This is a genomic window from Tatumella sp. UCD-D_suzukii (assembly GCF_000611875.2).
In the GTDB taxonomy this organism is placed as follows: domain Bacteria; phylum Pseudomonadota; class Gammaproteobacteria; order Enterobacterales; family Enterobacteriaceae; genus Tatumella; species Tatumella ptyseos.
In genome coordinates this window covers 133269-146745 of sequence record NZ_JFJX01000053.1, presented here as the reverse complement: position 1 = coordinate 146745, position 13477 = coordinate 133269, and the positions used below count along the sequence as shown (strand labels likewise).

General features: G+C 52.5%; 10 protein-coding genes. 8 read left to right on the top strand and 2 right to left on the bottom strand.

The features are described from left to right. Nucleotides 1-37: 37 nt before the first annotated feature. The 5 genes from CG67_RS10550 (at nucleotide 38) to CG67_RS10530 (ending at nucleotide 5328) form a co-directional block, all read left to right on the top strand. On the top strand, nucleotides 38-748 hold the full coding sequence (locus CG67_RS10550; protein WP_025902914.1) for a Bax inhibitor-1/YccA family protein: 711 nt from the start codon (nucleotides 38-40) through the stop codon (nucleotides 746-748). 406 nt (nucleotides 749-1154) lie between these two features. Beyond that, nucleotides 1155-1547 carry a YbhQ family protein gene (locus tag CG67_RS10545; protein WP_025902913.1) on the top strand — a complete coding sequence of 131 codons (393 nt, stop codon included), beginning with the start codon at nucleotides 1155-1157 and terminating at the stop codon, nucleotides 1545-1547. A 219-nt stretch (nucleotides 1548-1766) separates the two neighbouring features. Further along, nucleotides 1767-3098, top strand: a complete 1332-nt coding sequence (rhlE, locus tag CG67_RS10540) for an ATP-dependent RNA helicase RhlE (protein WP_025902912.1) — start codon at nucleotides 1767-1769, stop codon at nucleotides 3096-3098. Nucleotides 3099-3102: 4 nt separating this feature from the next. Then, entirely contained in the window at nucleotides 3103-4050 is a 948-nt protein-coding gene (gene dusC, locus CG67_RS10535; protein WP_025902911.1) for a tRNA dihydrouridine(16) synthase DusC, read from the top strand. Nucleotides 4051-4137: 87 nt separating this feature from the next. Then, entirely contained in the window at nucleotides 4138-5328 is a 1191-nt protein-coding gene (locus CG67_RS10530) for an MFS transporter (RefSeq protein ID WP_025902910.1), read from the top strand. Nucleotides 5329-5453: 125 nt separating this feature from the next. Here the strand turns inward: CG67_RS10530 and CG67_RS10525 are convergent, their stop codons facing one another. Both CG67_RS10525 and CG67_RS10520 read right to left on the bottom strand, forming a co-directional pair. After that, nucleotides 5454-6515 (bottom strand): L,D-transpeptidase family protein, encoded by a 1062-nt coding sequence (locus CG67_RS10525; protein WP_051170826.1) that lies wholly within the window; start codon nucleotides 6513-6515, stop codon nucleotides 5454-5456. Nucleotides 6516-6676: 161 nt separating this feature from the next. Further along, nucleotides 6677-7252 carry a DedA family protein gene (locus CG67_RS10520; RefSeq protein ID WP_025902909.1) on the bottom strand — a complete coding sequence of 192 codons (576 nt, stop codon included), beginning with the start codon at nucleotides 7250-7252 and terminating at the stop codon, nucleotides 6677-6679. 266 nt (nucleotides 7253-7518) lie between these two features. On the opposite strand from CG67_RS10520, the gene pbpG reads away from it, so the two are divergent. The 3 genes from pbpG (at nucleotide 7519) to bglX (ending at nucleotide 13438) form a co-directional block, all read left to right on the top strand. Continuing rightward, on the top strand, nucleotides 7519-8427 hold the full coding sequence (gene pbpG / locus CG67_RS10515) for a D-alanyl-D-alanine endopeptidase (RefSeq protein ID WP_038024781.1): 909 nt from the start codon (nucleotides 7519-7521) through the stop codon (nucleotides 8425-8427). A gap of 149 nt (nucleotides 8428-8576) precedes the next feature. After that, entirely contained in the window at nucleotides 8577-10991 is a 2415-nt protein-coding gene (locus tag CG67_RS10510; protein ID WP_084764950.1) for a DUF3772 domain-containing protein, read from the top strand. Nucleotides 10992-11143: 152 nt separating this feature from the next. Further along, nucleotides 11144-13438: a beta-glucosidase BglX gene (gene bglX / locus CG67_RS10505; protein WP_025902907.1), complete on the top strand. Its 2295-nt coding sequence runs from the start codon at nucleotides 11144-11146 to the stop codon at nucleotides 13436-13438. The last annotated feature ends 39 nt before the right edge of the window (nucleotides 13439-13477 follow it).

The following is a 13477-nucleotide window of genomic DNA, read 5'->3' as shown; positions in this document are numbered from 1 at the left end:
ACTTAGGCATCAGTTTACTTATGTAATGAGGTGGAGCATGGAGCGATATCAACGTCAGGATAATTCAGCGTTACAACGGGCCGGTACCGGGCTGCAAACTTACATGGCTCAGGTCTATGGCTGGATGACCTGCGGGCTATTGCTGACGGCCTTTGTCAGCTGGTTTGCTGTCAGAACGCCCCGGGTCATGGAGTTTGTTTTCTCCAGTCAGATCACCTTTTTCGGCCTGATTATTCTTCAGTTGGCGGTGGTCTTTGTCCTTTCCGGACTGGTGCATAAAATGAGCGGGGCGCTTGCCACGGGGTTGTTTATGCTCTATTCGGCACTGACCGGACTGACCATGGCCAGCATCTTTCTGGTGTACACCTATTCATCGATTGCCACCACGTTCTTTGTGACTGCCGGAATGTTTGGTGCCATGACTCTGTATGGCTACACCACAAAACGTGATCTCAGCAAGATGGGCAGTCTGTTGTTTATGGCGCTGATCGGGATCCTGGTGGCTTCTCTGGTGAACTACTGGCTGAAGAGCCCGGCGTTAATGTGGGCCATTACTTACATTGGTGTGGTGGTTTTTGTCGGTCTGACCGCCTATGACACCCAGAAACTGAAATATATGGGTGAGAACATCAATATCGATGATAAAGAAAATCTGCGTCGTTACAGCATCGTCGGCGCGCTGACGCTTTATCTGGACTTCATCAACCTGTTTATGATGTTGCTGCGGATCTTCGGTAATCGCCGCTAATTCCTGTTCATTTTGTGCCGGGGCCTTAGGGCCCCTTTTTATTGCCTGTCTGCCACGGCAACCCGGTATAACAACATGCTTAATTCCCGGCATTTTGAAGGCTCTGAGGGCGTGCGGAGCGATAAAAAAATATTCTGCTACAGCGTACTGAATTCAGGGGGTTGCAGAGGAATATCTCACTGCCGGAATTTTGCAAAATTGCAAAAAATTCAAAAAAAGTGATTTTTATGGCATAATGCCGTTTCTGAGTCTAAGCCGGATTAGCGAAAACTGGTGTCTGAGTCACAAAAAAACACCCGTAAAAATTAAAAAACAGGCTCTTTTTTTAAAACTGGATTAGTCTGAATAATCCTGACCGGCGATGCCGGTGTGTATGGGCGGCTAAACAGTCTGCCAGGAGAGAAAAATGAAATGGTCTAACCGTGTTCAGATTATCACTGGGCAAACCTGCTTCCATATTGCAATGCATCTGAGTGTTGTTGTGTTCCTGATTTGGGGATGGAAACACCAGTTATTATCTGAAGTCAGCGCGGGTCTGGTGGCGGCTTACGTCATCGTACTGGTCGCGATGATGGTAACGCAGCGTATCGCACGTCTGCGACTGATTGGCGATTATCTTGAAGAAGCCAGCACGACTTATTATTTCGGTGCGGCAATGTTAACTCTGTTCTTACTGTCCCGGGTGGTCCACAATCCATTACTGGTAGGGGCGCTGGGGGTTGTCATGTTGGTGGGTCCGGCCCTGATTTCCTTACTGGCGAAAGAGCCGGTTCGTCATACCGAAAACAAACGCAGTTAATCTTTCTTAACGATGGCAGTTCACTACGGCCGGTCAGGTTTTAACAGACCGGCGCTATTGATAGGTAATGACACTCGCGCAGTGCTCCTAACTCTGGTAGACTGCCTGTATTATGCATCGTAGTTTTTGCCACTGACTCATCCCTGAGTCACATAACACTACCCCCTGAAAACTGCGCCGTAAATTTACGGTCAGGGCGTTCCGGAGTAACTATTTCCCATGTCTTTTGAATCTCTCGGCCTAAGCGCCGACATCCTGCGTGCTGTCAGCGAACAAGGCTACAGTGAACCTACACCTATTCAGCGTCAGGCGATCCCTGTTGTGCTGGCAGGGGGGGATTTACTGGCAAGCGCTCAGACCGGTACCGGTAAAACTGCCGGCTTTACCTTGCCAATGCTGCAGCGGTTATCTACAACCCCTGCGGTGGCGAAAGGGCGTCGCCCCGTACGTGCATTGATCCTGACACCGACCCGTGAACTGGCGGCTCAGGTCGGGGAGAATGTGCGTGAATACAGTCGCTATCTGAACATGCGTTCACTGGTGGTCTTCGGCGGTGTCAGCATTAATCCGCAGATGATGAAGCTGCGCGGCGGTGTGGATATCCTGGTGGCGACCCCGGGCCGCCTGCTGGATCTTATCCATCAGAATGCCGTTGATATTTCTACTGTCGAAATCCTGGTGCTGGATGAAGCTGACCGGATGCTGGATATGGGTTTCATTCATGATATCCGTCGTGTACTGGCTAAGTTACCTCCGCGCCGTCAGAACCTGTTGTTCTCCGCCACCTTCTCGGATGAGATCAAAGCGCTGGCTGAAAAACTGCTGGATCGTCCGTCCCTGATTGAAGTGGTCCGTCGTAATACTGCCTCTGAACAGGTCAGTCAGCAGGTTCACTTCGTGGACAAAAAACGTAAGCGGGAACTGCTTTCGTATCTGATCGGTCGTGATAACTGGCAGCAGGTGCTGGTATTTACCCGAACCAAACACGGGGCGAACCATCTGGCCGAACAGCTGAGTAAAGACGGTATTACTGCGGCAGCTATTCACGGTAACAAAAGCCAGGGCGCTCGTACCCGGGCACTGGCTGATTTCAAAACCGGCGCTGTCCGTGTCCTGGTGGCGACGGATATCGCGGCCAGGGGAATTGATATCGAAGAACTGCCTCACGTAGTGAACTACGAACTGCCGAATGTGGCGGAAGACTATGTTCACCGTATCGGTCGTACCGGCCGTGCTGCATCCACCGGTGCTGCCTTATCACTGGTATGTGTTGATGAACATAAACTGCTGCGTGATATTGAACGTTTACTGAAACGTGAAATCCCGCGTCTGGCACTGCCTGGCTTTGAGCCGGATCCGTCCATCAAGGCTGAACCCATCCAGAATGGTCGCCAGGGGGGACGTGATCGTCGTCCGGGTGGCGGCGGACAGGGCCCTCGCGGTCAGTCATCCCGCAAACCAGGCGGTGATAACGGTAAACCACGGACGAATAATGCGAGCCCGCGGCCGCCACGTCGTTCGCAGGGACCGAAAAAGACTGAACGGACCTGATCCTATGCGGGTATTACTGGCGCCTATGGAGGGCGTGCTTGATTCTTTAGTCAGGGAACTTCTTTCAGAAGTGAATGATTATGATCTGTGCATTACGGAGTTCCTCCGGGTGGTGGATCAGTTATTACCCGCAAAATCGTTTTACCGGCTCTGTCCGGAGTTGCATCATAACAGCCGGACATCGTCCGGTACCCTGGTCAGGATCCAGCTACTGGGTCAGCATGCCGGCTGGCTGGCTGAGAATGCGGCCCGTGCGGTCGAATTAGGATCCTACGGGGTGGATCTCAATTGTGGTTGCCCTTCCAAAATGGTCAACGGGAGTGGCGGCGGTGCCACTTTGCTCAAAGATCCCGAGGTTATTTATCAGGCAGCGAAAGCCATGCGCGAGGCTGTCCCCGCTGAATTACCCGTGACGGTAAAAGTCAGGCTGGGCTGGGATTCCAGTGCGCGATGCCTTGATATTGCCGATGCAGTTGCCAGCGCCGGGGCGACAGAACTGGTCGTGCACGGTCGGACGAAAGAAGACGGTTACAAGGCAGAAGCCATTAACTGGCCGGCGATTGGTGAAATCCGTCAGCGTTTATCTATCCCTGTTATTGCCAATGGTGAAATTCGCGATCATCAGAGTGCGATGCAATGCCTGAAGGTGACCGGGTGTCAGGATGTGATGGTGGGCCGTTGGGCGCTGAATGTGCCGAACCTCAGCCGGGTGATTAAATATAATGAGCCACCTATGGCCTGGCCGCAGGTAGTACAGCTTCTGAATAAGTATTGTCAGCTGGAAAAGCAGGGCGATACCGGGTTGTATCATGTCGCACGGATCAAGCAGTGGCTAGGCTATCTCCGTAAAGCGTATCCGCAAGCCACCGGACTTTTCAGTGATGTCCGTCCCCTGGCGACGTCCGGGCTCATTGCCTCGGCGATTGCGCGGGCTGCCGATAGCCTGTGCTGAAGACAATGCGTTTTACGGTTGTCGTATTGCGCCATCAGACGCTATGATTAAAAGATTCACTCTTTTTCTTCGGATATTTTACTTATCATGGCTGAATCTGCAGTGCTGGGCCGGACTCAGTTAAACCTACGTATTCTCTCTGTCGTTATTTTCACTTTCTTCTGCTATCTGTCGGTCGGCTTACCCCTGGCGGTACTGCCCGGGTTCGTTCACCATAACCTTGGCTACAGTTCCTTTATTGCCGGCATTATTATCAGTTTGCAGTATTTCTCCACGCTGATCAGTCGGCCGCAAAGTGGTCGCCTGGCCGACAGTATCGGCCCGAAAAAAGTCGTTATGCTGGGCCTGGTGTTGTGCGGAATGAGCGGGGTGATGACGATTATCGCAGCTATCGTTGCCGGGCGTCCGATGCTGAGCTTAGTATTATTGGCGGCGGGACGCATCTGTCTGGGGTTCGGCGAAAGTTTCAGCAGTACGGGAGCAACCCTGTGGGGGATGAATCTCGTCGGCCCGGTACATACGGCCAGAGTGATTTCCTGGAACGGCGTGGCGACTTATCTGGCTATGGCGATTGGTGCCCCTCTGGGAGTATTACTCGATCAGGGGATGGGGATCAGTGGCTTTGCCGGGCTGGTAGCGTTCATGGGCGGGCTGGGTTTTGTCTTAGCCAGTAAAAAGCCTGCCATTATCGTGACCGTCGCTAAACGTGTTCCCTTCAGCCAGGTCTTCCGGCGGGTGTGGATTTTCGGGCTCGGACTCAGCGCCGGGACGATTGGTTTTGGGGTGATTGCTACCTTTATCACGCTCTATTTCAGCAGCCGCGGATGGGGCGGGGCAGCAGTGACGCTGACGCTGTATAGCCTCGGATTCACCGTCATAAGGCTGGTGTCCGGAAATGCTATCAACCGTTTCGGGGGGCTGAAGGTTTCACTGATCTCCTTTCTGGCGGAAGGGATCGGACTGTTTCTGCTCTGGCATGCGGATTCGGTACTGAGCGCCGATATCGGTGCTTTTCTTACCGGCTGTGGTTTCTCGCTGATCTTTCCTGCACTGGGCGTGGAGGCGGTGAAACAGGTTGAACCTCAAAGCCAGGGATCCGCCCTGGGAACTTACTCTGCCTTCCTGGATTTCGGTCTGGGGATCACCGGACCGGTGGCTGGCTTGCTGATGAATTTCGCCGGGATCCGCTCAGTTTATCTGGCGGCAATGCTGGTGGTTGCCGGAGGGGTAGTGCTGATGATTCAGTTACTCCGGCGAAACACACTCAAGCCGGTCTGACGCTTTTGGTATCGTCTGCAGAGAGGTCCGGGTCGGCACGGTATCACGGTCATTCCCGCTAGCCACCGCCCAAAAAAAGCCCCGCAGTAAGCGGGGCTTTTCGTCAGACCTCAGAAGAAGCGGATTTATCCGGCTGTGGCTGCCTGAGGCTGCTCAGTGATAATATTCGCACCCTGTGGGGTGTTTGGCGTCAGCGGTTCTTCTTTCGGCAGTGCTTCAGAGGTTTCTGCCACCGGTTGTGGTGTCGTATTAATCGCACCCCCCACACCATTAATTTTCACCGGCATCCCTGAACGCGCTTTCAGTGCAGCATTCAATACGTTCTGGTTAATGCCCGGGTCAGTCAGAAATTTGCTGATCGCTGGTGTAATGGTTAACGGGACTTCCGCATTAGAAGTAAACTGAGCTTCGGTCGTGGACAGCGGATTATGCACTTCAATATAGCGTGAACCATCAGGCTCTACGGCAACTTTAATGGGCTGATCGATAAATTGCACACGGGTACCGACCGGCACATTTTCAAACAACCATTTGATATCATCAGCACGCAGACGGACACACCCGTGGCTTACCCGTAAACCGATACCGAAGTTAGCATTGGTGCCGTGGATAGCATACAGGCGACCAATATAAAGCGCATACAGGCCCATCGGGTTATCCGGTCCGGCAGGGAAGACATCCGGCAGGTTCTGACCATTAGCTGCATATTCTGCATGCATCGCTTTTGTCGGTGTCCAGGTCGGGAAAGGACGCTTGTGCTGGACACTGGTTACCCAGTTCAGCGGAGTATCTTTACCCAGTTCGCCGATACCGATTGGCAGAACGACAACGCTGTTAGTGCCTTTCGGATAGTAATAGAGACGCATTTCGGCACTGTTGATCACAATACCTTCGCGCGGTGCATCCGGCAGGATCAATTGCTGAGGAATGATAAGCTTAGTGCCACCCTGCGGCAGGTAGACATCCACTTTAGGATTGGCTTCCAGCATATTACTCAGCCCCATCTGGTACTGAGAAGCGAAAGCCTCCAGCGGCAGTTTATTGTCCTGCGGAAGAGTCACCTCAAGGTTTTCACCGATAAGACTGCTGTTTGCCGGGGGCAACGGATAAAGCACGGCAAATGCAGAGTGGCTATAAGCCACTAAAGCCAGTGCGAGTGAAGCGAACGCGCGAATGCTATTTTTCATATTTATTCAGTATATTAGTGCCTGAAGCGGGCGTGTTAAGAGTAATGTCCGGGACCGTAAAGTATTGCTGGCGGCACAGTATATGTGCTTGAGCGAATCTCAGGAACCTGCATTTTATCGCGGAGCATTTTACTGCAGGGCATGACCTGTCAACTGACCGGTTACTGCTGCTTCCGCTGTTTTAAAAAGCGTATCCCTTTCCAGACTATGTACAACACCACGAGCAATCCTGCAACCCAGAACAAAGGTTTCAGATAGTTATCCAGTTTATCCAGCCAGGGAGCGATCAGCTTACCGGCAAAATATCCCAGACTGACAAACAGCATTGCCCAGATAAATGCACCGATCACATTAAAAATCAGAAAACGGCGCGGAGACAACTGGCTGGAACCGATAATGATGGGGCCGATGATCCGGAAGCCATACATAAAACGGACACCAATCACAAACAGGCTGGGATAACGGTGGATAAGCTGTCTGGCTTTTTCGACTTTATCCTGATGGTTTGTGAACCTGGAAATGATTCGGGTACCGTAACGTTTCCCCAGCCAGTAGAGTAACTGGTCACCTATAATGCCGCCAGCCATCGCCGCCGCGACGACGCCGGAAAAATGTAATAATCCCTTATGGGCAGCAACGCCCCCAAGCAGAACGAATGTTTCACCTTCCGCGACACAACCTATCAATAGCGCAAGATAACCATAGTGTGAAATCAAAGAGTTAATATCAATATGCAATGCTGAGGTCCCTGGTATTATTCATCGGTATGGTAAGTTTACACGGCATTTCGTTCCGGCGCGATGTTGCCCCCGGTTTTACGAAGAAGTCGAACCGGTATTTTTGTCAGACTTACTTACAAATTCTGCGGTAGTCAAATTTCCGTTACTTTAAGTTTTTTTATTATGAACAGCGTATGATGCTGCCGCCAGCTAACCACACGATAATACCGGGCGGCGGCCTGTGCCTGCACAGTCATGAAAAACATCACGGTATCATTAATAACATGTCTTTAAATTTACGCCATTCTTTACTGATTTTTGCATTAATTTCACCCGCGACCCTGGCCGTTTTGCCCGCGAGTGCTGAACGCAGCACGCCCGATGTCGGCGCGGCGTTGCAACCACAGATAGCGTCCGGCAGTGCGATGGTTCTCGACCTTAAAACAAATAAAGTCCTTTTTTCCAGTCATCCGGACCGTGTCAGGCCTATTGCCTCTTTAACCAAGCTGATGACCGTCATGGTAGTGCTGGATTCGAAACAGCCGCTGGACCAGATAATTAATGTAGATATCAGTCATACACCCGAAATGCGCGGTGTGTTCTCCCGGGTCAAACTGAACAGTGAAATCAGTCGTCGCAATATGATATTGCTGGCATTGATGTCGTCAGAAAACCGTGCCGCCGCCAGCCTGGCAGCGCATTATCCCGGAGGTTACCAGGCCTTTATCCAGGCCATGAACGCCAAGGCACGCGCCCTGGGGATGACGCATACTCATTATGTGGAGCCCACCGGATTATCGATCCACAATGTGTCTACAGCGTCAGATTTGGTGAAGTTGCTGAAAGCCACCGAAAAGTATCCGCTGATCGGTGAACTGAGCCGAACCCCGGAAGACACTGCTATCTTTAGTCATCCGTCATACGCACTGCCTTTCCGTAATACGAATCATCTGGTTTATAATAAAACCTGGGACATCCGGTTAACGAAAACCGGTTATACGGATGAGGCGGGACATTGCCTGGCAATGCGCACAGAAATTAATGGCCATCCGGTGGCATTGGTGGTGCTTGATGCGTTCGGAAAATATACGCATTTTGCGGATGCTAACCGTATTCGTAGCTGGCTGGAAACCGGAAAGTCAGCCCCGGTACCGGCCTCTGCGCTGGCGTATAAGAAAGAGAAAGCCTTGTAACCCGATGTCAGGACATGGCGGGAACCTGGTCGGTTCCCGGCATGTTTTCCGTACCATTCCGATGGCACGTCCCGGAAGAACACTCTACAACTGATTATCTGATAATTTTTGACCACTTCACCGTTATCGTTCCGGGGTATAAAGTCATTATGAGAATTTTCCCGACCCTTCTCAGCGTTTTCTTACTGCTGTTCACCGGTCAGTTTTCTGCGAATGCGCTGGCTGAACCCTCACAGACAGAGCCGGCACCTCAGATTAATGCGGGCCATGAACTGGCTAAAATGCAGGTGATCCTGGATAAAATTAAAGGCCAGGTCTCTGGTTCGACGCCGGATGTTACCCTGAGCCAGCTGAATGAAATGGCTCAGGAGCTTTCAGAGAATGCCGATACGCTGGCACAGAGCCTGCAGCCTCAAAGCCAGAAAATAGATGCTCAGCTTGCAGTGTTGGGGCCGCCACCGGCCCCGGGCAGCGGTGTCAAAGAGACCGCCGACGTTACCAGCAAACGACGGGTGCTGGGTGAGCAGAAAAAAACACTGGATAGTCAGATTAAACAGGCCACGGCGCTAAAGAATGGTGCTCTGGTATTATCCGCACAGATCCTTAATCTGCGCCGGGATCAGCTAAGAACCCAGCTGGCGCTTAACTCCGGCAGTATCCTGTCAGCAACGTTCTGGCAGCCGCTTTATGACAGTAATCCGTTCGACCATGAGAAGTTTGAACGATTCAGTCAGGAATTACTGGATACCGCGCTACTTTCCTGGAGTCCCGATGCCCGGGTGGGAACCGTTTTCTGGGTGCTGGCCGCCATACTGGTGATGGTCGCGGGGCGTCGCTATATGGAAGAGTTTCTTGCCTGGGTCAGCATTCATAAGCTGCCGGAAGGGCGCCTGAGACGCAGTTTTCTGGCAATGGCGATTGCCTTAACCACCTTACTGGCCGTCGTGCTGTCATTTAACTTTATTGCGCTGGCGTTTATCCGGAGTGATGCGGTGGAAAATGATGTGCGGGAATACGTTTCCCGGCTGGTGCAGTTGAGTATCATTTGTGGTCTGATTGCGGGGCTGGGGCGTTCTTTTCTTTCCACGCGGCGACCCAGCTGGCGCCTGGCGAATATCAGTAATGGTGTTGCCAATGCGCTAAAGCCTTTTCCGACCTTTATTGCTTTGGTGGTCTTTGTCTTCCAGGCGATGGAATCGTTTAACTATACGGTCGGTACCAGCGTCAGTACCACCGTCTTCGGTAACGGACTGACGGCCTTAGTGATTGGTCTGTTTGCCGTTATGATTGTGATGCGTATCAATCGAACCCGACGCCGGATCCAGAACGATGACACGACCGTGGAAACGCGTTCCACTCTGGCCGGTATTATTGAACTTTCACTGTTTCTTGCCGGAGTGGCCATTCTGGTGGCATTACTCATCGGTTATGTGACCTTCGGGCGCTTCCTCAGCTATGAGGTGGTGTGGATTGGTATTCTCCTCAGCTCTTTTTATCTTCTCAGTCAGCTGGCGGCGGACAGTTGTGAAGCGATATTTTCTACTGCTAACGCCTGTGGCCAGCGAGTGCAAAGCACACTGGATATCGATGAACGTTACTTACATCAGATTGCCTCACTGTTATCGGCATTACTGAAATCCTTTCTGGTGTTATTGCTTATATTTGCGTTACTCAATGGCACCATATCCTCGATCTCTCCGACAGAAATGCTGCAAAAAGCCATCGCATTCTGGGGCGGGAAAGGGCTCGAAAAACTCAATATTGTGCCTTCGCAGGTTGTTACCGCACTGATCCCGTTAGTGGCGGGGATATATGTTCTGCGTGCGGTCAGGCGCTGGCTGGATCAGGACTTCCTGCCGAAAACTGAGATGGATAAAGGGATGCAGGTTTCTATCATCACTTTATTTACCAATGTGGGTTATGTGCTGGTGATCCTGCTGGCGCTTTCAGTGATGGGCGTGCAGTGGAATAAGCTCGCCTGGATTGTCAGTGCGCTGTCGGTCGGTATTGGTTTTGGTTTACAGGAGATCGTTAAAAACTTTATCTCCGGGCTGATCCTGCTCACCGAACGTCCGGTGAAAGTGGGAGACCTGGTCGGCATCAGTGGTTATGAGGGGGACATCCGTCGTATTAATGTCCGTGCGACTGAGATCCAGCTCTCCGATAAATCGACGGTGATTGTGCCGAACTCACAGCTGATCTCACAGAATGTACGTAATGCCACGATGGGGAATGCCCAGGGGGTGGTAACTATTCCGCTGGTTTTCCCGCTCGATATTGATCCGGTAAAGGTGAAAGAGATTTTACTGGGGGTTTATCAGGACAACGAACGTATCCTTGAAACCCCGGCACCGTCGGTCAGTTTTAAAGATCTTTCCGCTCAGGGGATTTCTCTCAGTGTCACCGGTAATGTGGCGACTCAACGGCAGATATCTTCGGTGAAAAGTGAGTTACTGTTCGAAATCCTGGTGCGCTTGCGCCATTCCGATGTGCCGTTGTCCTCACCGCAGACGATGGTTATCGAACAGAAGAAAGAGTCATCCATTCCGGGGCCGACGGAATAACCGGTTATCTCTTTGATCGGGCTTGCCGTTCCCGGGCCCGGTCACTCCCCGTAATACTTTCTGCATGCTATGCTTTTCAGAACAGACCCGACCCCGGTTCAGTGTACACCTGTCCCGGTCCCCGACAGCTTCCCGTCTCTGAGAGCCTGACTATGAAATGGTTTTACCCGTTACTGGTAATAAGTGTTTCGATCCCCACTGCATTTGCAACGACCCCGGCAGAGCCCGGTGTTCCTAATGAACAGGCACGGGATGCGTTTGTCACCCGGCTGCTTTCGAAAATGACACTGAATGAGAAAATCGGTCAGCTCAGACTGATAAGCGTCGGCCCGGATAATCCGAAGTCGGCCATCCGCAATATGATCCGTCAGGGGCAGGTGGGGGCGATTTTTAATACGGTCACCCGGCCGGATATCCGTGCAATGCAGGATCAGGTGATGCAGCTGAGCCGGCTGAAAATCCCGTTATTCTTTGCCTATGATGTGGTGCATGGACAGCGAACGATATTTCCTATTCCTCTCGGCCTGGCCGCCAGTTGGGACGTGAATACGGTGAAAACCGTCGGGCGTATTTCTGCGTATGAGGCGGCGGATGACGGACTGAATATGACATGGGCACCGATGGTGGATGTCAGCCATGAACCGCGCTGGGGCCGCATGTCTGAAGGGTTCGGCGAAGATACTCTGCTGACCTCCCGGATGGGGCAGGCGATGGTGACCGCGATGCAGGGAAAAAGCCCGGCCGATCGTTACTCGCTGATGACCACGGTTAAACATTTTGCACTCTATGGTGCCGTGGAGGGGGGACGGGAATATAACTCGGTGGATATGAGCCCTCAGCGTATGTTTCAGGAGTATCTGCCACCTTATAAAGCTGCTCTGGATGCCGGGAGTGGCGGGGTAATGGTGGCGCTGAACTCGATAAACGGAGTCCCCGCCACGGCCGATGCCTGGTTATTAAAAGATGTATTACGCCGGCAATGGAAATTCAAAGGGATCACTATCAGTGACCATGGCGCCATTAAAGAGTTAATTCAGCACGGGGTCGCCAGTGACCCTCAGGATGCGGTACGTATCGCCATTACCTCAGGTATTGATATGAGCATGAGCGATCAGTATTACAGCGAGTATCTGCCGGGACTGGTCAAAAGCGGTGCGGTGACCATGGCTGAGATAGACGATGCCACCCGCCATGTTCTGAATGTGAAATACGATATGGGGCTATTCAGTGACCCTTACCGGCATCTGGGGCCCGCCAAAGATGACCCGGCAGATACCAATGCAGAAAGTCGCCTTCATCGTCGCGAAGCCCGGGATGTTGCGGCAGAAACGCTGGTGTTACTGAAAAACCGCCTGGATGTACTGCCTTTGAAAAAGCAGGGCACGATTGCCCTGGTCGGACCGCTGGCGGACAGTCAGCGGGATATTATGGGGAGCTGGTCTGCCGCCGGGGTGGCAACGCAGTCGGTGACCTTACGTCAGGGGATGGAGGATGCCCTGCGGGGGAAGGCAACGTTACTTTATGCCAAAGGCGCCAATATTACCGACAACCCGCAGGTACAAAAATTTCTGAACAGTTATGAACCTGCGGTGACGGTCGATAAACAATCACCGCAGCAACTGATAGACCAGGCGGTCGATATGGCGCGTAAAGCCGATGTAGTGGTGGCCGCGGTCGGAGAGTCACAGGGGATGGCACATGAAGCGTCCAGCCGTAGTGATATCCGTATTCCACAGGCGCAGCGCAGGCTGCTGGATGCGTTAAAAGCCACGGGAAAACCGCTGGTGATCGTTCTGATGAATGGCCGGCCACTGGATATCAGCCACCAGGCGGAGCAGGCGAATGCGATTCTGGAAACCTGGTTCAGTGGGACGGAAGGAGGTCATGCCATTGCTGATGTGCTGTTTGGCGATATCAACCCCTCCGGAAAATTACCGGTGAGCTTCCCGCGCTCTGTCGGGCAACTGCCGGTGTATTATAACCATCTGCCTACCGGCAGGCCGTATAACTATCTGCATCCCGATAAGTATACCTCTCATTACTACGATGCGATCAATGGCCCACTCTATCCGTTTGGTTATGGCCTGAGCTACACCACCTTTACCGTCTCCCCGGTCACACTTTCAGCACCGGCACTCAGTGCCGGAGGCAGCCTGCAGGCGAGCGTGACGGTCACCAACACGGGTAAGCGGTCCGGGGCAACCGTGGTTCAGATGTACCTGAATGACCCGGTTGCCAGCCTGAGCCGTCCGGTGGAAGAATTAAAAGATTTTCGCAGGATCCAGCTGGCCCCCGGGCAGTCGGAACGTGTCAGTTTTACTGTTACCACAGATGAACTTAAATTTTGGGACCCGCAGATGCACTATGTGGCTGAACCCGGGAAGTTTAACCTGATGATAGGGCTGGATTCGGTCAGGACGCAGAAAACGGTCTTTACTTTGCGTTAACCCGGACTGCCGGCCCGATGCCGGCGGTCTTTTTTTCCG

Excerpts from the sequence above, each read along its gene's own strand:
- dusC (WP_025902911.1), top strand. The coding sequence starts at position 3,103 with ATGCGGGTATTACTGGCGCCTATGGAGGGCGTGCTTGATTCTTTAGTC.
- bglX (WP_025902907.1), top strand. The coding sequence starts at position 11,144 with ATGAAATGGTTTTACCCGTTACTGGTAATAAGTGTTTCGATCCCCACT.
- CG67_RS10525 (WP_051170826.1), bottom strand. The coding sequence starts at position 6,515 with ATGAAAAATAGCATTCGCGCGTTCGCTTCACTCGCACTGGCTTTAGTG.
- pbpG (WP_038024781.1), top strand. The coding sequence starts at position 7,519 with ATGTCTTTAAATTTACGCCATTCTTTACTGATTTTTGCATTAATTTCA.
- CG67_RS10545 (WP_025902913.1), top strand. The coding sequence starts at position 1,155 with ATGAAATGGTCTAACCGTGTTCAGATTATCACTGGGCAAACCTGCTTC.
- CG67_RS10530 (WP_025902910.1), top strand. The coding sequence starts at position 4,138 with ATGGCTGAATCTGCAGTGCTGGGCCGGACTCAGTTAAACCTACGTATT.
- rhlE (WP_025902912.1), top strand. The coding sequence starts at position 1,767 with ATGTCTTTTGAATCTCTCGGCCTAAGCGCCGACATCCTGCGTGCTGTC.
- CG67_RS10510 (WP_084764950.1), top strand. The coding sequence starts at position 8,577 with ATGAGAATTTTCCCGACCCTTCTCAGCGTTTTCTTACTGCTGTTCACC.
- CG67_RS10550 (WP_025902914.1), top strand. The coding sequence starts at position 38 with ATGGAGCGATATCAACGTCAGGATAATTCAGCGTTACAACGGGCCGGT.